Below are 20,167 nucleotides of genomic sequence, written 5' to 3'. Positions count from 1 at the left end.
CCTTCGCATCGCGTCAGTCCGGCCCCGCACGCGGCGGGCGCGCCTCCATACCTACCACTGGCGGCGCGCCGCGGTCAGCCGCCGAACCCCAGCGGCTGCCAGGTGCCGGCCGCCAGCGACACCAGGTGCGCCGCGCACAGCACGGCGGCCGTGCCCGCCACCAGCGCGGTGTCGGCGGGGCGCCAGCGGCTGGGGCGGGCGTGGCTTCGGGGTCCGGTGCCGAAGGCGCGGGTGTCCATGGCCATGGCCAGGGAGGTGCCGGTGCGCACCGCCCGCACCAGGAGCGCGAACACCTTGCCCAGCAGGACGCCCAGGGCGCGCGCCGGGTTGGCGCCGGCCTCCAGGCCGCGCGCGCGGCGCGCCGCCCCGAGGGTGCGCCACTGCGCGGCCAGCAGCGGCACCAGCCGCAGCGCCGCCAGCACCGCGACGGCCGGGCGCTCGGGCACCCTGAGCCGCTGCACCAGCGCGTCGGCGGTGTCGGTGGGGTCGCTGGTGGCGGCGGCGAGGACGCTGGGCACGGCGATGGCCAGCAGCCGCACGGCGGCGCCCAGCGCGCCCGCCGGGCCGTCCTGGCCGAAGACCAGGTTGACCAGGCCCACGGCGGCGGCCATGGCCGGCAGCGGCAGGCCGAGGGCGGCCAGGCGCGCGCCGCGCAGCCCGGAGAACGCCGCCAGGGGCAGGGCCGCGGCGAGCACCAGCCCGCTGGTGACGGGGTCGACCACGGGCACCAGCCCGGCGGCGACGAGCACGGCGGCCAGCAGCTTGGCCGCCGGGTTGGCGCGGGCGAGCCAGGCGCGCGGGGGCGGCGCGGCGGCGGGGCCGGGGTCCGGGCCGGTGCCGGGGTCTGCGGGCGGCGGGGTGCCGGGGGGCGCGGTCACCGGTCCTCCTCGCGGGAGGCGCGGCGGGCGCCACGGTCGGCACGGCCGGCGCCGGGGGCGGGGGCGGCGGCGGTCGGCTCGGCGCGGTGCGCGGGCGCGTCGGGGGTGAGCCCGTCGGACGCGGTCGCGTCAGGCGCGGGCGCGTCGGGCGCGGGCGGTTGCGGTCCGGGCCGCTCGGCGGCCGGACCGCCGGCGGGAGCGGGCGGGGTCCGCGTGGCGGAATCGGTCGCGGTCGCCTCGGCGGCCGGGCCGGCGGCGGGCGCGGCGCCGCCCGGGGCGCGGGCCGCACGGGTGCGGCCGCCCTCGACCACGACCTCGGTGTCGGCCAGGCGGTCCAGCAGCAGGTCGTCGTGGGTGGCCATCACCACCGCCCGGTCGGCGGCGCGCAGGTCGGCCAGCAGTTCCACCAGCTCCGTCCAGGTGCGGGTGTCCTGGCCGAACGTGGGCTCGTCCAGCAGCAGCACGTCGGGCGCCGCCTCGGGGCCCGCGCTGAGCGCGGTCGCCACCGACAGCCGGCGCTTCTCCCCACCCGAGAGGGTGAAGGGGTGGGCGTCGGCGAGGCCGGTGAGGCGCAGTCGCTCCAGCAGGTCGGCCACGCGCCGGGCGGTCTCGGTCGCGCCCAGGCCGGCGCGGCGCGGGCCGAAGGCGAGCTCGTCGCGCACGGTGCCCGTGACGAACTGGTCCTCGGCGTGCTGGAACACCGTGCCGACGTGGCGGGCCAGGCGGCGGGCGGGCCAGCGCGCCAGCGGGCGCGCGCTCACCTCGGCCAGCCGCCCGCGCGGGGCCACCGTGCCCGACGCGGGGCGCGCCAGCCCGGCCAGCAGGCCCAGCAGGGTGGACTTTCCCGCGCCGTTGGGTCCGGTGAGGGCCGTGGCGCACCCGGACCGCACCACGGCGTCGGCGTCGCGCAGCACGGTCGCCGGCCGGCCGCCGAGCACGCCCAGCGGCGCGGGCGCGCGGGCGGTGCACGCCGCCGCCTCGACCAGGACGCCGCCCGGGGCGGCGGCGGGCAGGCGGGGGCGCGGCTCGCGGCCGGGGATCCACACGCCCCGCTCGGCCAGCGCGCGGCCGTGCCGGGCGAAGACGGCGGCCGGGGAGCCGTCGGCGACCACGCCGCCGCCGGGCTCGACCACCACCACGCGGTCCACCAGGTCGGCGGCGCCGGCGGTGCCGCCGGTGACCTCGGCCACCCGGTGCTCCACCAGCACCATCGTGGCGCCGGTGCGCTCCAGCAGGTCGGCGAGCACACCGCGCACCAGGGCGGCCCCGGCGCGGTCGAGGTTGGCGGTCGGCTCGTCCAGCAGCAGCAGGCGCGGGCGCATGGCCAGCGCCCCGGCCAGCACCAACCGCTGCTTCTCCCCGCCCGACAGCGCGGCCGTGGGGCGGTCGAGGCCGTGGGCGAACCCGACCGCGTCGAGCGTGGCGCGCACGCGCGCCCAGATCTCGGCGCGCGCCAGGCCCAGGTTCTCCGGGCCGAAGGCGACGTCGTCGCCGGCGCGCGCCATCACCAACTGGCTCTCGGGGTCCTGCCCGACCAGGGCCGAGACGCCGCGCGCCGCGGCGGCGGGGCGGCCGTCGACGCGCAGCCGCCCCTCCTCGTCGCCGCCGATGGCGCCCTGGTCGCCGGTGAGCCCGGCCATGGCGTGCAGCAGGGTGCTCTTGCCCGCTCCCGACGGCCCCAGCAGCAGCACGCGCTCGCCCGGCTCCACCACCAGGTCCACGCCGCGCAGCGCCCAGGAGGCGCGGCCGGTGTGCCGCCATCCCCAGCCCGACAGCTCCACCCGGGCGCCGCCGGCGGCCGCGCCCGCGCCGCTCATCCGCGCGCCGAGGGGAAGGGTGCCAGCGCCCCGGCGCGCGCCAGCGCGGAGGTCAGCAGCCGGGCGCCGACGCCGCCGATCAGCGCGGCGCTGAGCACGACGATGACCCCGAAGGCGAGCTGGTAGGACAGCGGCCAGGTGACGTAGTAGCGGACGTTGTCCCAGACGGCGGGGGCCAGGCCGCCGGCGGCCGCGGCGAGCACGGCGGTGGGCAGGCCCCAGCGCCGGTAGCGGGCGGCGGCGAACACCAGCTCCGAGAGCAGTCCCTGGACGAACCCGGCCAGCACGATCTCCACGCCCCACGGCCCGCCGAGGACCATGGAGACCGCCGCGGCGGCGGTGGAGGTCAGCACGGCGACGCCGGGCTTGCGCACGATGAGCCCGCCGAGCACGCCGGGCAGCAGCCACACGCCGTAGATGAGGGCCTGGGCGGGCGGGAAGAACGCGAAGACGGGGGTGGTGACGGTCCACACCATGTTCCACAGCCAGAAGACGACGCCGATGGCCACGCCGAGCACGGCGGGCACGACGATGTCGACCGTGCGGTAGCGCAGCGGGGTGCGGACGCCGTCCGGGGCGGGCCGGCCGGACTGGACGGGCTGGTCGGGCCGGCTGTGCGGTGCCGGTTCCTTCATCGGGGCGGTCCCTTCACGCGGGTGGGCGAGAGGGGGTGCCGGTACGGCAAAGAGCGTCGGCCGGGCGGGCACGGCGGCGCGCGGGAGGGCGCGCGGCGGGGTCCGCGGCGGACGGGTTCACGACTCCCTACGCTGGCATTACCCAGGTCAGGTGTGTGAGGGTCTGCGGTCGTGGGACCGCACTCTCAGCGCCGAAGCGCTCCCCTGTCGGTTTCTCCCATTATGGGGACCTGCGGGCGGTCGCGGTCAAGGCGGCCCCCGGTCGGCGGGTGCGGCGCCGCTGAGCGGGGGCGGCGGGCCTCGATCAGGAACCGGGTGGAGTGCGCGGTGAACGCCCCCTCGGCGCGGATGCGCTCGTGCAGCTCCCGCAGCCGGTCGCGGTACCGGTCGGCGTCGAACCCCGGGACGATCCAGATCACCTTGCGCAGGAAGTAGACGACGGCGCCGACGTCGTGAAAGCGCATGCGCAGGCGCTCCATGCGCAGGTCCACCACCTCCAGCCCGGTGGCCTCGGCGGCGGCGCGGGCGTGGTCGGGGTGGCGCCGGGCGCGGGTCTCCGGCGGCTGGGGGCCGAGGAAGAACTCGGTCAGCTCGAACACGCTGGCCGGACCGACCTGCTGGGAGAGGAAGGCGCCGCCGGGCCGCAGCACGCGCGCGACCTCCTCCCAGGGCGTGGCGACGGGGTGGCGGCTGACCACCAGGTCGAACACCGCGTCGGCGAAGGGCAGGGGCGCCCCCTCACCGGTGGCCACGACGGCGACCCCGCGCGGGCCCAGCCGCGCGGCGGCGCGGGCGAGGTTGGGCGGCCAGGACTCGGTGGCGGCCATGCGCGGCGGCAGCGCGGGCGCCTCGGCCAGCACCTCGCCGCCGCCGGTGTCGAGGTCCAGGGCGGTGTCGGCGCGCGCCAGGCGGTCGGCGATCAGGCGGGCGTAGCCCCACGAGGGTCGCTCCTCGGTGGCGCGGCCCGCGAGCCAGGAGAAGTCCCACCCCTCGACGGGCGCGGCCGCCGCCTCGGCGACGAGCGCGGCGAAGTCCGCCGCAGCGGAGCCGGCCGTTCGGGGCTCAGCAGCGGCGAGGCCGGGGGCGGCGGCCCCGGAGTCCGAAGCGCCGGAGGGGGCCGCGCCGCGCCCCTGCCCCGTGCCGGTCGCCCGCTGTGGGTCTCCGCTCCTCGCAGCCATGCGCCCGATCCTTCCAGCGCGCCCGCGCGGCGGTCCACCGGTTTCCCGCGCGCCGCCCAGTCGGCGGCCGCGGCCCCCGCGCGGTGGAAGGCGCGGCGGCAGAGGCACCGGAGAACGCCACCACCACGCCCACCGGCACCAGCGCACGCGGCCGTCAGTCGGCGGCCGCGGACCCCCGCGCGGAGGAGGACGCCGGGGCCTACGCACCGGAAGGGGCACCCGGGACCCCCGCCCGATCACGCACGAACAGCGCCAGCACCAGACCCGCCACCGCCGCCGGCACCAGCAGCAGGAAGGCCAGCGGCACGGCGTCGGCGAACGCGGCGATCAGGGCGGCGCGCACGTCCTCGGGGAACCGCGCCAGGCCCTGGGGTGTCAGTTCGTCCACCGACACCGCGTGCGCACCGGCGGCGCCGCCGAGCCCGGCGCGCAGGTGCCCGGCGAAGACCGCGCCCATCGCGGCGGTGCCCACGCAGGCGCCCATCTGCCGGAAGTAGTTCACGGTGGAGGTGGCCACGCCGAGGTCGGCGGCGGCCACGGTGTTCTGCGCGATCAGCACCAGCGTCTGGATGCCCGAGCCCACGCCCAGCCCCACCGCCAGCATGCCCGCCGCGAGCAGCGGGTAAGGGCTGTCCTTGCTCATGGTCGCCATCACCGCCACCCCGGCCAGCGAGCACGCCGTTCCGGCCACCAGCACCCAGCGGGCGCGCCCGGGCCGCGCGGTCGCGCGCCCGGCGCCCACCGACCCGACCAGCAGCCCGCCCACCAGGGGCAGCAGCCGCACGCCCGAGGCCGTCGCGGAGTCCTCCCCGACCATCTGGATGAACACCGGCAGGTAGGCGGCGGTGCCGAACATGACCGCGCCGACGGTCACCGCCACCAGCGCCACCACGGTGAAGTCGCGGACGCGAAACAGCCGCAGCGGCAGCAGCGGGTCGGCGGCGCGCCGCTCGGCCGCCACGAACAGCGCGAGGGCCACGGCCATGGCGGCGGCCGCCGCGAGCAGCGCGGGGTCCAGCGGGCCGCGCGCGCCGCCCGCCAGGGTCGCCAGGAGGACGGCCGCGCCGCTGGCGGCCACGATGAGGACGGCGCCGAGGTAGTCCACGCGCGGCGGTGGCGCCTCCCGGGCGCGCCGCAGCCGGGGGGCCAGCAGTACCAGCCACAGCGCCACGGCGCCCACCGGCAGGTTGATGTAGAAGATCGACCGCCAGCCCAGGACGTCGGTGAGCAGCCCGCCGACCAGCGGCCCGGCGAACGCCGACAGCCCGATGACGGCGCCGACGGCCCCCAGTCGCCGCCCGCGCTCGGCGGCGGGGAACGCCTCGCCCACCAGCGCCTGTGCGCCGATCAGCAGCCCGCCGCCGCCCAGGCCCTGCACGGCGCGGAAGACCACGAGCCACACCATGTCCGTCGCGGCCCCGGCCAGCCCGGAGCCGACGAGGAACAGCACCAGCGACCCGGCCAGCGCGGCCTTGCGCCCGAACAGGTCACCGGCCTTGCCGTAGAGGGGCATCACGACGGTGGCCGCGAGGATGTAGGAGGTCACCACCCACGACAGCCGGGACAGCTCGCCGAGGTCGCCCGCGATCACCGGCAGGGCGGTGGCCACGATCGTCTGGTCCAGCGAACCCAGCATCACCCCGAGCAGCAGCCCCGCGAAGGCCGCCCGCATCCGCCGCGCGTCGCCCGGCCCGGTCCGCTCGCCGGGACCGGGCCGGTCCCGGCCCCGCCGGATGGGCGGTGGCGCCGCGTCGCCCCGCGTTCCGTGCGGCCTTTCGGTCTCGGTCATCGCCTCCACGGCGCGCCGCCGTGGGCGCCGCCGCTCCCCCCTTCCGCCGCGACCAGTCTCGGCGACCGCCGTCGAGCCCCGATGGAAGCCGGTTGGAAGCCGCCCCCGGCAGCGCCCGCGTCCGACCGGCAGGCGCGACGGACCTGCGGACGCGCCCGGCAGCCGTGCGCGCTACTTCGGCGCCGAGGCCGCATCGCGCTCGGGGAGGACGCCCTGGGCGCGGTACCAGGCGACCTCGTCGGCGATGGTGCGCTCGATCGGGCGGAAGACGATCCCCAGCTCGCGCTGGGCGCGGGCCGAGGAGATGTTGCGGCCCGCCGCGTCGCGCAGCACCGCCACACCCGTGCGGGTGGCCGTGGGCTCGGTGCCCCGCAGCCGCGCCGACAGCTCCATCAGCGTCACCACCGCCATGGCCGCCCACGCGGGCACCGCGCGGGGCACCGGGGTGCCGGTCTCCTTGGCGACCGCCTCGGCGATCTCGCGGATGGTGTGCTTGGCGCCGGCCACCACGAACCGCCCGGTGACCGGCAGCACGGCGGCGCGCACGCAGGCGGCGGCGACGTCGCGGGCGTCCACGGCGTAGTTGCTCAGCGCCGGGACCGCCCGCATCCGCCCGGTGGCCAGGGACTGGAGCAGCCGGCCCGCCGAGGTGGGCCCGGCGTCGCCGGGTCCCCACATCCAGCCCGGCAGGACGATCGGCACCCGCATGGCGCTGGTGGCGGCGTAGTCGCGGACCACCCGCTCGGCGCGGACCTTGCTGGAGGCGTAGTCGACCGACCGGTCGAGGTCGCGGTAGGGCTCGGGCACGCCGGTGTCCTCGTCGGCGGCCCGCTGGGCACCGGTGGCGGCCAGGACGTTGATGGAGCTGGTGTGGACGAAGACGGGCACGCCGGCGGCCTCGGCCGCGCGCAGCAGGTCGCCCACGGCGGTGACGTTGACCCGCTCCATCCGCTCCAGGTCGGCTCCGGGCTGGTAGAACTCACGGAAGTAGGCGGCGGTGTGGAAGACCGCGTCGCACCCGGGGAGCAGGGGGCTGTAGGCGGCGGGGTCGGTGATGTCCCCGGCGGCGACGGTGAGGCGGTCGTGGGCGGGCAGCAGGCGGCGGGCGCGTTCGGGGTCGCGCACCAGCGCGACCACCTCGCCGCCCGCGTCGAGCAGGTGGGCGACGATGTTGCCGCCCAGCAGCCCGGTGGCGCCGGTGACGAGGGACCGCCGGGGGGCGCCGGAGGGGTCGGTGTCGGCCACGGTGACTCCAATCCAGTGGAAACCGATAGTGGCACGCACTGCTTTTCGTATGGCGAGCATACGATACCCCCGGTCGGCCGACCACTCCCCCCGGGCCGGAACTAGCATGAGTCCATGAGCGGCGCAGAGGAGGCCCCCGCGGCTCCGGGCAGCACGGTTCCGGGCAGCACGCTGTGGGGCAACACGGGGTTCCGGCTGATCAAGCTCGGCGAGGTGGTCCTCGCCCTCACCGAGGCCGCCTTCGCTCCGCTGGGCATGAGCCCGCGCCAGTACAACGTCCTGGCCACCGCCGCCTCGCTGAACTCCCCCTCGCAGCAGGAGCTGAGCCGCCGCCTGGGCATCGACCCCAACGTCATGGTCGGCGTGATCGACGAACTGGAGCGCCAGGGCGTCGTGGAGCGGCGCCGCAACCCCGCCGACCGCCGCCGCTACATCGTGGCGCCCACCGAGCGCGGCCGGGAGCTGCTGCGCGAGAGCGCGCGCGTGGTGGAGGAGGTCGAGGGCCGGGTGTTCGGCGGCCTCTCGACCGAGGAGCGCGCCCTGCTGCACGACGTCGCCGGTCGGCTGCTGGAGGAGCACCCGCCGCCGGTCAAGAGCCACTGACAGGGTGCGCCGGCCGCTGAGGACCCGCTCCGTGGCGGCCGCGCCCCGCCGCTCACTCCCCCGGCCGGCCGCGAGGGCGCCCGGTGGGCGCCCTCAGGCGGCACGCGCGGGCGGCCGGCTCCCTTTGGACCCGGCCGCCCGCGCGGCCACCACCGCCAACGCGGATATCGCGGCTAGCGCAGCACCATCCCGTCGCCCGCCACCGCCGGCGCCTCCGGCACCGCCACCAGGCCCAGCTCGGCGCGGTCGCTCAGCAGCGGGTGGCGGGGCAGCGCCCGCACGGTGAACCCGCAGTTGCCCGCCCGCTCCAGCGGCACCGCGCCGGTGAACCGCACCGCGCCCGGTCCGCCGTTGGCCGGGGCGTCGGGGTCGGGCGCCAGCTCCGCGAACTCCGGGTCGACCAACTGCTCGGACTCCGAGACCCGCCCCACGGCGACCTCCACCCGCACGTCGGCGGGGTCGAGCCCGTTGAGCGCCACCGACGCCCGGACCACCAGGTCGCGGCCCACGAGCGGCGGCCCCTCCATGCCCATGACCTCCACCTGCTCCACCCGCACGCCCGGCCAGGCGCCGCGCACCCGCTGCTTCCAGGCCGCCAGCTCGCGCGCGCCGCGCATGTCCTCGGCGCCCAGCAGCCGCGAGGAGTCGGCCGCGCCCTGGTAGAGCAGCGCCACGTAGTCCTGCACCATCCGGGTGGCCAGCACCTTGGGGCCCAGCGACACCAGCGTGTGCTTGACCATCTCCAGCCACCGCTTGGGCAGCCCGGCGTCGTCGTGGTCGTAGAACAGCGGCACGACCTGCTGCTCGATCAGGTCGTAGAGCGCCGCCGCCTCCAGGGCGTCGCGGCGGTCGGGGTCCTCCACACCGTCGGCGGTGGGGATGGCCCAGCCGTTGGAGCCGTCGTACCACTCGTCCCACCAGCCGTCGCGCACCGACAGGTTGAGCCCGCCATTGAGCGCGGCCTTCATGCCGGAGGTCCCGCACGCCTCCAGCGGGCGCAGCGGGTTGTTCAGCCACACGTCGCAGCCCTGCACCAGGGACCGGGCGAGGTCCATGTCGTAGTCGGGCAGGAACACGATGCGGTGGCGCACGCGCGGGTCGTCGGTGAAGCGGACGATCTCCTGGATGAGGCGCTTGCCGCCCTCGTCGGCCGGGTGGGCCTTACCCGCGATCACGATCTGGAGCGGGCGCTCGGGGTCGAGCAGCAGCGACGCCAGCCGCTCGCGGTCGCGCAGCATCAGCGTGAGCCGCTTGTAGGAGGGCACCCGGCGGGCGAACCCGATGGTCAGCACGTCGGGGTCGAGGACGTCGTCCACCCAGCCCAGCTCGGCCTCGCTGGCGCCGCGCCGCCGCCAGGAGGCGCGCAGCCGCCGGCGGGCGTCCTCGACCAGGCGGGCGCGCAGCGTGCGGCGCATCTCCCACAGCTCGGCCTCGGCGGCACCGGTGACCTTCTCCCAGCCCTCCACGCCGCTGAACTCGCCGGTGTCGGGCACGATGCGGTGCGCCAGCTCCTGGGCCTCCTCGGCCACCCACGTGCGCGCGTGCACGCCGTTGGTGATGGAGGTGATGGGCACCTCGGCGGTGTCGAAGCCCGGCCACAGCCCCTGGAACATCCCCCGGCTGACGGCGCCGTGGAGCCGGCTGACCCCGTTGACCCGCTGGGCCAGGCGCATGCCCATGACCGCCATGTTGAACACCCCGGGGTCGCCCCCGGCGAAGTCCTCGGCGCCCAGCGCCATGACCTCGTGGGAGGGCACGCCCGCCGCCACGGAGTCGCCGTCGCCGAAGTGGGACTCGACCAGGTCGCGGGGGAACCGGTCGATGCCGGCGGGCACGGGGGTGTGGGTGGTGAAGACCGTGCCGGCGCGGGCGGCCTCCACCGCCTCGGCGAAGGACAGGCCGGCGCTGATGTACTCGCGCACCCGCTCCACGCCCAGGAACCCGGCGTGGCCCTCGTTCATGTGGAAGACCTCGGGCTCGGGGTGGCCGGTCACGCGGCAGTAGGCGCGCACGGCGCGCACGCCGCCCACGCCCAGCAGCAGCTCCTGGCGCAGCCGGTGCTCATTGCCGCCGCCGTAGAGGCGGTCGGTGACCCCGCGCATCTCGGCGGGGTTGCCCTCGTGGCCGGCGTCGAGCAGCAGCAGCGGCACCCGGCCCACCCGCACCACCCACACGTGGGCGCTGAGCCGGCGCCCGCCGGGCAGGTCGAGCACGATGTCGACGGGCGTGCCGTCGCCGGCGCGCAACTGGGTGAGCGGCAGGCTGCGGGGGTCGACCTCGGGGTAGTCCTCCAACTGCCAGCCCTCGGGCGAGAGCGCCTGGGTGAAGTAGCCGTGCTGGTAGAGCAGGCCGACGCCGATGACGGGCGCGCCGAGGTCGCTGGCGCTCTTGAGGTGGTCGCCGGCCAGGATCCCCAGGCCGCCGGAGTACTGCGGCAGGGCGGCGGTCAGGCCGTACTCGGCCGAGAAGTAGGCGACGGCGGCGGGCGCCGGCCGCCGGGCCGCGTAGTCCTGGTACCAGCGGGGTTCGGCGAGGTAGGTGTCGAGGTCGTCGTCGGCGGCGCGCAGCCGGGCGAGGAAGTCCTCGTCGCGGCCGAGCCGGTCGAACCGCTCGCGGTCGACCTCGCCGAGCATGCGGAAGGGGTCGTGGCCGCAGTCGCGCCAGACGGCGGGGTCGACGGCGGCGAAGACCTCCCGGGTGGGCGCGTGCCAGGCCCAGCGGAGGTTGGCGGCAAGCCGCTCCAGGGGCGCCAGCGCCTCAGGGAGGACGGTACGGACGGTGAACCTGCGAATCGCCTTCACGCAGCGTGAGGCTAGTCAATGCGCGGCCCCGGCGCGACCCTTCCGCGCCGATTTCCACCAGATCGTTGGAAATACCGTGTTCCAGCGGTGTTTCACACCGGGCCCTAAATTCCGGATAAAGCGTGCCAACGGGCACTCTCCGCACCCGGTTTTCACTCCCCGTCAACCGCCGGCCGCACTTAATCCGTCTTGTGTTTCCGTTATATGTCGAGCCGAAACCCGCGTGACACAGGATGTTCAGGAGAGCATCCGTCCGATCCACCCTCTTTGCCGCGAACGTGCCGCCGACACACATCGCCGCAGCACAGGGGATCCCCGCAGCACTGTGACGACAATCACAAAAATATCCTCCCTCGGACTGTCGGCTCCGCCCCGGTTCCGGCCTGACGATAGACAGGGGAGCACGCTTGACCTGAATGACCGAAAGCCGCGGTGTATGGCTATTCGGCTGCGCCGCGCTGCCCACTCGCCGCTTTCGCGAGCGCCACATACTGACGAATCCGACATATTCGGCTATCTGGACATCGATGGTGCACCTGTGATTGGACGCATTCCCATTCTCGACGTCTCGCCGGTCCTGGACCACGGCACCGCCAAGGCGGCCGCCGGCGAGACCGTCCCGGTCAGCGCGACCGTCATCCGCGAAGGCCACGACGCCCTCGGCGCCGGCGTGGTCCTCTACGACCCCCGGGGGCGCCGCCGCCCCCTGCGCACCATGAGCCTGCTGGCTCCCGGCACCGACCGCTACGGCACCGAGGTCACCCTGGAGAACGAGGGCCGCTGGAGCTTCGCCGTGGAGGCGTGGAGCGACCCGATGGCCACCTGGCGCCACGACGCCGCCATCAAGATCCCGCTGGGCCAGGACGTCGACCTCATGCTGGAGGAGGGCGCCCGGCTGTTCGACCGCGTGGCCCGGCGCGTGCCCCGCCGCCCGGCCATGGCGCGCATCGCCGCCGCGCTGCGCGACGCCTCCCTCTCCCCCGCCGCCCGCCTGGAGATCGCCACCGGCCCCGAGGTCGCCGCCGAACTCGCCGCCGACCCGCTACGCGAACTGGTCACCCGCACCAAGCGGTTCCCGCTGGTGGTGCACCGCCGCCGCGCGCTCTACGGCTCCTGGTACGAGTTCTTCCCGCGCTCCGAGGGCGCCGCCATGGACGGCCCCGGGGGCACCTGGCGCTCGGGCACCTTCGCCTCGGCCGCCAAGCGCCTGCCGGCCATCGCCGACATGGGCTTCGACGTCGTCTACCTGCCGCCCATCCATCCGGTGGGCCGGTCCTTCCGCAAGGGCCCCAACAACACCCTGGAGGCCGGCCCCGGCGACCCCGGCTCGGTGTGGGCAATCGGCGCCCCCGAGGGTGGCCACGACGCCGTCCACCCCGACCTCGGGACCCTGGAGGACTTCGCCGACTTCGTGGCCGCGGCCGGGGAGAACGGCCTGGAGGTCGCCCTGGATCTGGCGCTCCAGTGTTCACCCGACCATCCGTGGGTAGACGAGCACCCGGAGTGGTTCACCCGCCGGGCCGACGGGTCCATCGCCTACGCGGAGAACCCGCCCAAGAAGTACCAGGACATCTACCCGCTCAACTTCGACAACGACCCCGAGGGCATCTACGCCGAGGTGCTGCGCGTGGTGCGGCACTGGATGGCCCACGGCGTGCGGATCTTCCGGGTCGACAACCCGCACACCAAGCCGGTGGCGTTCTGGGAGCGCCTGCTGGCCGACATCGCCGCGACCGACCCCGACGTCCTCTTCCTGTCCGAGGCGTTCACCCGGCCGGCGATGATGCAGACCCTGGCCAAGGTGGGGTTCCACCAGTCCTACACCTACTTCACCTGGCGCAACACCAAGGAGGAGATCGAGGACTACCTTCGCGAACTCACCCAGGAGACGGCGCCGTTCCTGCGGCCCAACTTCTTCGCCAACACCCCCGACATCCTGTCGGGCTACCTCCAGCACGGGGGGCGCCCGGCGTTTGAGATCCGCGCGGTCCTGGCGGCGCTGCTGTCGCCGTCGTGGGGGATCTACTCGGGCTACGAACTGTGCGAGAACACCCCCGTACGCCCGGGAAGCGAGGAATACCTGGACTCCGAGAAATACCAGTACCGCCCCCGCGACTGGGCCGCGGCCGAGTCCGAGGAAAAGTCCATCGCACCGCTCCTGCGCAGGCTAAACTGGCTAAGGCGAAACCATCCTGCATTGCAGGAGTTGCGTAACCTGCGGTTCCATCATGTCGACCAGCCGGAGCTGATCTGCTTTTCCAAGCGGCTGGCCGGGGCCGGCGACCAAGGACGCGACGACGTCGTCCTCGTGGTCGTCAACCTCGATCCGCACCACGCGCATGAAGCGACGGTGTGGCTCGATCTGCCCGCTCTCGGATTCCCCCCTGACTCAGGGATAACCGTTACCGACCAGATTTCAGGGGAATCCTACCACTGGGGAGCGGCCAATTATGTCCGCCTTGACCCGCATATCCAGTCCGCACACATCTTCACAGCAGACCCCGCTGAATAAGGCATTCGCAACGGAGCGCCGCCTTATCGAGGCCACCTGCTCCCTTCGCGAGCCATTGCAGCGGCAGGCGCTGGAACGCCCAACTGGTGGAGTAGCCTCGTGACCACTTCAGAGCCGGTGCCAGGCACCAGGTCGAGCACGTCCCACTCGCCGCTCGCGGCGGTGCCCGACACGTTCACCCACGAGAAACCACGCGATCCCTACTGGTACAAGCACGCCGTCTTCTACGAGGTGCTCGTCCGCGGTTTCTTCGATTCCAACGGCGACGGCACCGGCGACCTGCGCGGTCTGATCGACAAGCTCGACTACCTCGAATGGCTGGGTATCGACTGCGTCTGGCTGCTGCCGCTGTATGAGTCGCCCCTGCGCGACGGCGGCTACGACATCTCCGACTACATGAAGATCCTGCCCGAGTTCGGGCAGATCGCCGACTTCGTGGAGCTGGTCGAGCAGGCGCACCGGCGCGGCATCCGGGTCATCGCCGACCTGGTCATGAACCACACCAGCGACCAGCACCCCTGGTTCGTCGCCTCGCGCGAGGACCCCGAGGGCCCCTACGGCGACTTCTACGTGTGGTCCGACACCACCGAGCGCTACGGCGACGCCCGCATCATCTTCGTCGACACCGAGCAGTCCAACTGGTCCTACGACGAGGTGCGCGGCCAGTACTACTGGCACCGGTTCTTCTCCCACCAGCCCGACCTCAACTTCGAGAACCCGGCGGTGCAGGAGGCCATCCTGGAGGTCCTGCGGTTCTGGCTGGACCTCGGCATCGACGGCTTCCGGCTGGACGCGGTGCCCTACCTCTACGAGCGCGAGGGCACCAACTGCGAGAACCTGAAGGAGACCCACGAGTTCCTCAAGCGCGTGCGGGCCGAGGTCGACCGCCTCTACCCCGACCGGGTCCTGCTGAGCGAGGCCAACCAGTGGCCGGCCGACGTGGTCGACTACTTCGGCGACTTCGAGTCCGGCGGCGACGAGTGCCACATGAACTTCCACTTCCCGCTGATGCCGCGGATGTTCATGGCGGTGCGCCGCGAGCAGCGCTACCCGATCTCGGAGATCCTCGCCCAGACCCCGCAGATCCCGCGCAACTGCCAGTGGGCCATCTTCCTGCGCAACCACGACGAGCTGACCCTGGAGATGGTCACCGACGAAGAGCGCGACTACATGTACTCCGAGTACGCCAAGGACCCCCGCATGCGGGCCAACGTCGGCATCCGCCGCCGCCTGGCGCCCCTGCTCGACAACGACCGCGACCAGATCCAGTTGTTCACCGCCCTGCTGCTGTCGCTGCCGGGCTCGCCGGTGCTCTACTACGGCGACGAGATCGGCATGGGCGACAACATCTGGCTGGGCGACCGCGACGCCGTGCGCACGCCCATGCAGTGGACCTCCGACCGCAACGCCGGATTCTCCCGCTGCGACCCCGCGCGGCTCTACCTCCCGCTGATCCTGGACCCCATCCACGGCTACCAGGCGCTCAACGTCGAGGCCCAGCGCGACAACCCCGGCTCGCTGCTCAACTGGACCCGCAAGATGATCCAGATCCGCAAGCGCCACCCGGTGTTCGGCACCGGCGAGTTCACCGAACTCCACGCGAGCAACCCGAGCGTGTTCGCGTTCGTCCGCGAGTACGGCGACGACCGCATGCTGTGCGTCAACAACCTGTCGCGTTTTCCCCAGCCGGTGGAGCTGGACCTGCGCAGATTCGAGAGCGTGACACCCGTCGAATGCATGGGAGGCGTTCGCTTCCCCGCTATCGGGGAACTCCCCTACCTACTGACGCTTCCCGGACACGGCTTCTACTGGTTCCAACTGCCTCCCCTGGACGAGGCCGACGGACCCACCACCGACGACCGCAACCGACAGACGCCAACGACACCGCAGCCCGGCACGACCACCGCGCGGCGGACCCCCGCGGTGGCGGCGGGTCCGGTGGGGCCGGCCACCACGGCGGCCCGGGCGCCGCGCGCCGCCGGCCCCACCGGCTCCCCCGGCGCGCCGGGAACGCGGAGATAAGAGCGGAAGAGGTCTTGGAGACATGACGCAGCTTGAGGAGCTCCTGGCTGACTGGATCCCACGGCAGCGGTGGTTCGCCGGCAAGGGGGCGCCGATCGACACCCTGCGTGTCGATTCCGACCACCCCCTGCTCACCGGCGAACCCGGACTGCGCGTCCTGGTCGTCGCCATCGGCCAGCGCGGCACCGTGTCCCGCTACCAGGTGCTCCTCGGGCTCCGCCCCGCGGGGACCCTGCGCGAGGAGCTGGCGCACGCCGCCATAGGGGTGTGCGACCTCGGCTCCGGCGACCCCTGCGCGGTCTACGACGCCGCGCACGACCCCGAACTCACCGGACTCCTGCTGGAGCGCCTGGCCCAGGCGCCCGCCGCGCGGCCCGCCTCCGGCGGCGGCGGCCCCGTGCGGTTCGCCCGCCTGCCCGGCGCCGCCGTGCGCACCGGCCTGCGCAGCCTGGTGCTCAAGGGCGAGCAGTCCAACACCTCGCTGGTATTCGGCGAGGACTACGTCCTCAAGTCGTTCCGGCGGCTGTGGCCCGGCCTCAACCCCGACCTGGAGCTGACCGCCGCCCTGGCCGGCTCCCCCTACGTGGCGCGGCCCTACGCCTGGATCGAGACCGACATCACCGACGACGGCGCGGCCGGTGCCGCCGGCGGGCGCACGCGCACCACCCTGGCCATGCTCCAGGAGTACATGCGCAGCGCCACCGACGGCTGGGTGCTGGCCGCCACCAGCGTGCGCGACCTCTACGCCACCCCCGAGATCGCGCCCGGCGACGCCGGCGGCGACTTCGCCGGCGAGGCCGAGCGGCTGGGCGCGGCTACCGCCGCCGTGCACCGGGCGCTGGCCCGCGAACTGCCCACCGACGTCCTCACCCCGGCCGACCTGCGCGACCTCGCCGGGGCGATGATGGACCGGCTGCACCTGGCCACCTCCGAGGTCCCCGAACTCCACCCCTACGTGGGGGTGCTGCGCACCGCCTACGAGGCGTTCGCGCGCGTCGACGAGCCGCTGCCCATCCAGCGCGTGCACGGCGACTACCACCTGGGCCAGGTCGTGCGCACCGACGCCGGGTGGGTGCTGCTGGACTTCGAGGGCGAGCCCGCCGTGCCGGTGGCCGACCGCCGGCGGCCCTCCAGCCCGCTGCGCGACGTCGCCGGGATGCTGCGCAGCTTCGACTACGCCGCCCGCTACCAACTGGTGGGCTCCTCGCGGGCGCCCGAACTCGCCCCGGCCGCCCGCGCCTGGGCGCAGCGCAACCGCGAGGCGTTCAGCGCGGGCTACGCCTTCGGCGGCGGGGTCGACCCCGAGAAGCACCAGACCGTGCTGCGCGCCTTCGAGTACGACAAGGCGGTCTACGAGGTGCTGTACGAGGCCCACCACCGGCCATCGTGGCTGCGCATCCCGCTGGACTCCATCGCGGCCCTGGCCGCCTAGCGGCGCGGGGGCCGGCTGTCGGGACCCGCCCGAGGCGCCCGGCGCGCCGCGCAACCGCCGCCCAGCCCCGCCGCCCCGCTGTCCGGGTCCCGACCGCCCGTCCGCCCCGGCCCGCCACCCCCCACCCGCCCGTACCCGCCCAGCCATCCCAGGATTGCGACGATTCCCATGAACGTCCCCACGCCCGTTCCCACGACCGAGATCGACCGCCTGGTCGAGGGCCGCCACCACGACCCGCACAGCCTGCTGGGCGCGCACCCCGGCCCCGACGGGACGGTGGTGCGCGCGCTGCGCCCGCTGGCCCGGTCGGTGCACGCGGTGCTGGCCGACGGCACCCGGGTCGAGCTGCGCCACGAGCACCGGGGGGTGTTCTCCGGCGTGCTGCCGGGGGCGGCGGTGCCCGACTACCGCCTGGCCGTGGCCTACGACGGCGCCGGCGAGGCGGTCGGCGACGACCCCTACCGCCACCTGCCCACGCTGGGCGACCTCGACCTCCACCTGATCGGCGAAGGCCGCCACGAGGAGCTGTGGCGCGCCCTGGGCGCCCACACCCGGCGCCACCCCTCGCCCATGGGCGAGGTCACCGGGGTGGGGTTCGCGGTGTGGGCGCCCGGCGCCCAGGGCGTGCGGGTGGTCGGCGACTTCAACCACTGGGACGGCACCGCCCACCCCATGCGCTCGCTGGGGTCCAGCGGGGTGTGGGAGCTGTTCGTGCCCGGCCTGGGCGACGGCGCGCTGTACAAGTACCAGATCCTGGGCCGCGACGGCGTGTGGCGCGACAAGGCCGACCCGATGGCGTTCGCCGCCCAGCGCCCGCCCGAGACCGCGTCGGTGGTGTTCACCTCCCGCCACCAGTGGCGCGACGACGCCTGGCTGTCGGAGCGCAAGACCCAGGAGTGGACCCGCCGGCCCATGAGCGTCTACGAGGTCCACCTGGGCTCGTGGCGGCCCGGCCTGTCCTACCTGGAGCTGGCGACCGAGCTGGTGGCCCACGTCCGCGAGATGGGCTTCACCCACGTGGAGTTCCTGCCGGTGGCCGAGCACCCCTTCGGCGGGTCGTGGGGCTACCAGGTGACCTCCTACTACGCGCCGTCCTCCCGGTTCGGCTCGCCCGACGACTTCCGCGCCCTGGTGGACGAGCTGCACCGCGCCGGGATCGGCGTGCTGGTGGACTGGGTGCCGGCGCACTTCCCCAGCGACGAGTGGGCGCTGGCGCGCTTCGACGGCTCGCCCACCTACGAGCACCCCGACCCCCAGCGCGGCCACCACCCCGACTGGGACACCCTGATCTTCGACTACGGCCGCCGCGAGGTCCGCAACTTCCTGGTGGCCAACGCGCTGTTCTGGCTGGAGGAGTTCCACATCGACGGCCTGCGGGTCGACGCCGTGGCCTCCATGCTCTACCTGGACTACTCGCGCAACGAGGGCGAGTGGACCCCCAACGTCCACGGGGGGCGCGAGAACCTGGAGGCGCTGGACTTCCTCAAGGAGCTGAACGCCACCGCCTACCGGCGCAACCCGGGGATCATGATGATCGCCGAGGAGTCCACCGCCTGGCCGGGGGTCACCGAGTCCACCGACACCGGCGGCCTGGGGTTCGGGTTCAAGTGGAACATGGGGTGGATGCACGACACCCTGGAGTACCTCAAGCGCGACCCGGTGCACCGCCAGTACCACCACGGCGAGATCACGTTCTCGATGGTCTACGCCTACAGCGAGAACTACGTGCTGCCGCTGTCCCACGACGAGGTCGTGCACGGCAAGTCCTCGCTGCTGTACAAGATGCCGGGCGACGAGTGGCGGCGCTTCGCCGGGCTGCGCGGCCTGCTGGGCTACATGTGGTCCCACCCCGGCAAGCAACTGCTGTTCATGGGCGGCGAGATCGGCCACGGCGAGGAGTGGTCGCACGAGGCCGGCGTGCAGTGGTGGCTGCTGGACCACGCCTACCACCGGGGCGTCAAGGCGCTGGTGGCCGACCTCAACCGGGTCTACCAGGCCAGTCCGGCGCTGTGGTCGCTGGACACCGACCCGGCCGGGTTCACCTGGCTGGACGGCGGCGATGCCGCCGGCAACACGCTGTCGTTCCTGCGCCACGGCGACGACGGGTCGGTGCTGGCCTGCCTGGTGAACTTCTCGCCCGAGCCGCGCACCGGCCGGCGCCTGGGGCTGCCGCGCGCCGGGGCCTGGCGCGAGGTGGTCAACTCCGACGCGCGCGCCTACGGCGGCGGCGGGGTCAGCGCGGCGCCGGGCGCCGAGGCCGGCGAGGGCGTGGTGGCGGCCGAGGACCGGCCCGCCCACGGCCAGCCCGCCTCGGCCGAGGTGGTGTTCCCGCCGCTGGCGGCGGTGTGGCTGGCGCCCGTGGAGCCGCGGTAGCCGTTCGGGCCGGCGCGGGCGCGGCCGCAGCCTCGGCAGGGGCTCGGTCGGCGCGCGGCGAGGGTAGGGAAGGTACGGCGGGGGTGCGGCGGCCCGGGCGGGCCGCCGCGCGCCCTCAGCGGTCGTTGTAGGCGGTGACGTCCATCGAGGCGGCCACCTCGTCGTACAGCGTGGAGTACTGCGCGTCGGCCGACCACACGTACACCGCGACGTCGCTCTGCGGCAGGAACCACAGGCGCACCTCGAAGGTGTCGTCGTTCTCGCAGGTGACCTCCCACACGCGGTGGTGGGACTTCAGGCCGTCGGCGTGCTGGGCCAGGCCCTGGGGGTCGTCCACCGGCACCTTCTCGGCGCCGGAGATCCCCACGTCGCCGGCCGCGGCCGTGGTGAGGCTGCGGCAGGTGTCGGGCTTGGAGGCCCACCCGTTGGCGGCGTCGTACTGCTTGCTCGGCCACTTGTTGGGGTCGTTCTTGGCCACGTGCGGCAGCACCTGGATCGCGCCGTAGCCGCAGCCGTCCTGGCCGGGCGGGCGCATGCACAGGGTGCCGCCGGTGTTGTCGACGCTCCAGTTCTTGGGCGCGTTGATCTTGACGCCCTCGACCTCGACCGGGGTGAAGCCCTCGGCCGGCGGGGGCTCGGCCGCGGCGACGACGGCGCTGTAGGAGGACTCCGGCTCGGGGCCGCCGCCGGAGCCGTCCGAGCCGCCGCCGCAGGCGGTGAGCAGGACCAGCGCCGCCACCGCGGCGCCGGCCGCGGCGGCCGAGGACCGCACCGAACCCGACGTGCCGGACATGGGCTTCCCTTCTCGCTGCGGGGGGATGACCACCCCGACGATAGCGGGCAAACGCGGCCTTCGCGCCATCCGGCGCGTCCCGCCCGCAC

At 74.6% G+C, this 20,167-nt stretch carries 12 protein-coding genes, 1 pseudogene and 1 riboswitch; of the genes and pseudogenes, 5 read left to right on the top strand and 8 right to left on the bottom strand.

Annotated features, from left to right (window positions below):
* Positions 1 to 74: 74 nt before the first annotated feature.
* From LG943_RS01740 to LG943_RS01715, 6 genes and pseudogenes are all read right to left on the bottom strand, one after another.
* A complete protein-coding gene (locus LG943_RS01740) occupies positions 75 to 878 on the bottom strand; it encodes an energy-coupling factor transporter transmembrane component T family protein (RefSeq protein WP_270070354.1) in 804 nt (267 codons plus the stop codon).
* Positions 875 to 2,695 carry an ABC transporter ATP-binding protein gene (locus LG943_RS01735; protein ID WP_408648528.1) on the bottom strand — a complete coding sequence of 607 codons (1,821 nt, stop codon included), beginning with the start codon at positions 2,693 to 2,695 and terminating at the stop codon, positions 875 to 877. Before LG943_RS01735 ends, LG943_RS01740 begins: the two co-directional genes overlap by 4 nt.
* Entirely contained in the window at positions 2,692 to 3,330 is a 639-nt protein-coding gene (locus LG943_RS01730) for an ECF transporter S component (RefSeq protein WP_270070353.1), read from the bottom strand. Before LG943_RS01730 ends, LG943_RS01735 begins: the two co-directional genes overlap by 4 nt.
* A gap of 107 nt (positions 3,331 to 3,437) precedes the next feature.
* Positions 3,438 to 3,546, bottom strand: a riboswitch (TPP riboswitch).
* A gap of 71 nt (positions 3,547 to 3,617) precedes the next feature.
* Positions 3,618 to 4,364 (bottom strand): annotated as a pseudogene (locus tag LG943_RS01725) (class I SAM-dependent methyltransferase); the annotation flags it as partial.
* A 343-nt stretch (positions 4,365 to 4,707) separates the two neighbouring features.
* The gene (locus LG943_RS01720) at positions 4,708 to 6,297 is read right to left on the bottom strand and encodes an MFS transporter (RefSeq protein ID WP_270070351.1); all 1,590 of its coding nucleotides are present in this window, start codon (positions 6,295 to 6,297) and stop codon (positions 4,708 to 4,710) included.
* A 171-nt stretch (positions 6,298 to 6,468) separates the two neighbouring features.
* On the bottom strand, positions 6,469 to 7,542 hold the full coding sequence (locus LG943_RS01715; protein WP_270070350.1) for an NAD-dependent epimerase/dehydratase family protein: 1,074 nt from the start codon (positions 7,540 to 7,542) through the stop codon (positions 6,469 to 6,471).
* Between the two features lie 114 nt (positions 7,543 to 7,656).
* Between LG943_RS01715 and LG943_RS01710 the strand changes: the two genes are divergently transcribed.
* Positions 7,657 to 8,145 carry a MarR family winged helix-turn-helix transcriptional regulator gene (locus LG943_RS01710; RefSeq protein WP_270070349.1) on the top strand — a complete coding sequence of 163 codons (489 nt, stop codon included), beginning with the start codon at positions 7,657 to 7,659 and terminating at the stop codon, positions 8,143 to 8,145.
* Between the two features lie 173 nt (positions 8,146 to 8,318).
* Here LG943_RS01710 and glgP read toward each other — a convergent pair whose 3' ends face one another.
* Positions 8,319 to 10,946: an alpha-glucan family phosphorylase gene (gene glgP / locus LG943_RS01705; protein WP_270070348.1), complete on the bottom strand. Its 2,628-nt coding sequence runs from the start codon at positions 10,944 to 10,946 to the stop codon at positions 8,319 to 8,321.
* A gap of 538 nt (positions 10,947 to 11,484) precedes the next feature.
* Here glgP and LG943_RS01700 point away from each other — a divergent pair.
* The 4 genes from LG943_RS01700 (at position 11,485) to glgB (ending at position 19,285) form a co-directional block, all read left to right on the top strand.
* Positions 11,485 to 13,458 (top strand): alpha-1,4-glucan--maltose-1-phosphate maltosyltransferase, encoded by a 1,974-nt coding sequence (locus LG943_RS01700; protein ID WP_270070347.1) that lies wholly within the window; start codon positions 11,485 to 11,487, stop codon positions 13,456 to 13,458.
* 162 nt (positions 13,459 to 13,620) lie between these two features.
* On the top strand, positions 13,621 to 15,480 hold the full coding sequence (gene treS / locus LG943_RS01695; protein ID WP_270070541.1) for a maltose alpha-D-glucosyltransferase: 1,860 nt from the start codon (positions 13,621 to 13,623) through the stop codon (positions 15,478 to 15,480).
* A 22-nt stretch (positions 15,481 to 15,502) separates the two neighbouring features.
* Positions 15,503 to 16,912: a maltokinase N-terminal cap-like domain-containing protein gene (locus tag LG943_RS01690; RefSeq protein WP_270070346.1), complete on the top strand. Its 1,410-nt coding sequence runs from the start codon at positions 15,503 to 15,505 to the stop codon at positions 16,910 to 16,912.
* A 168-nt stretch (positions 16,913 to 17,080) separates the two neighbouring features.
* Positions 17,081 to 19,285, top strand: coding sequence for a 1,4-alpha-glucan branching protein GlgB (gene glgB / locus LG943_RS01685; RefSeq protein WP_270070345.1), 2,205 nt, complete (start codon positions 17,081 to 17,083; stop codon positions 19,283 to 19,285).
* Between the two features lie 115 nt (positions 19,286 to 19,400).
* On the opposite strand, the gene LG943_RS01680 is transcribed toward glgB, so the two are convergent.
* Complete coding sequence (locus tag LG943_RS01680) at positions 19,401 to 20,078, bottom strand: hypothetical protein (protein WP_270070344.1); 678 nt, start codon at positions 20,076 to 20,078, stop codon at positions 19,401 to 19,403.
* Between the last annotated feature and the right edge of the window lie 89 nt (positions 20,079 to 20,167).

This window comes from Streptomonospora mangrovi, from assembly GCF_027604915.1.
Classification (GTDB): domain Bacteria; phylum Actinomycetota; class Actinomycetes; order Streptosporangiales; family Streptosporangiaceae; genus Streptomonospora; species Streptomonospora mangrovi.
Note: the sequence above shows the minus strand (reverse complement) of the source record. Positions and strands in the feature narration are given on the sequence as shown.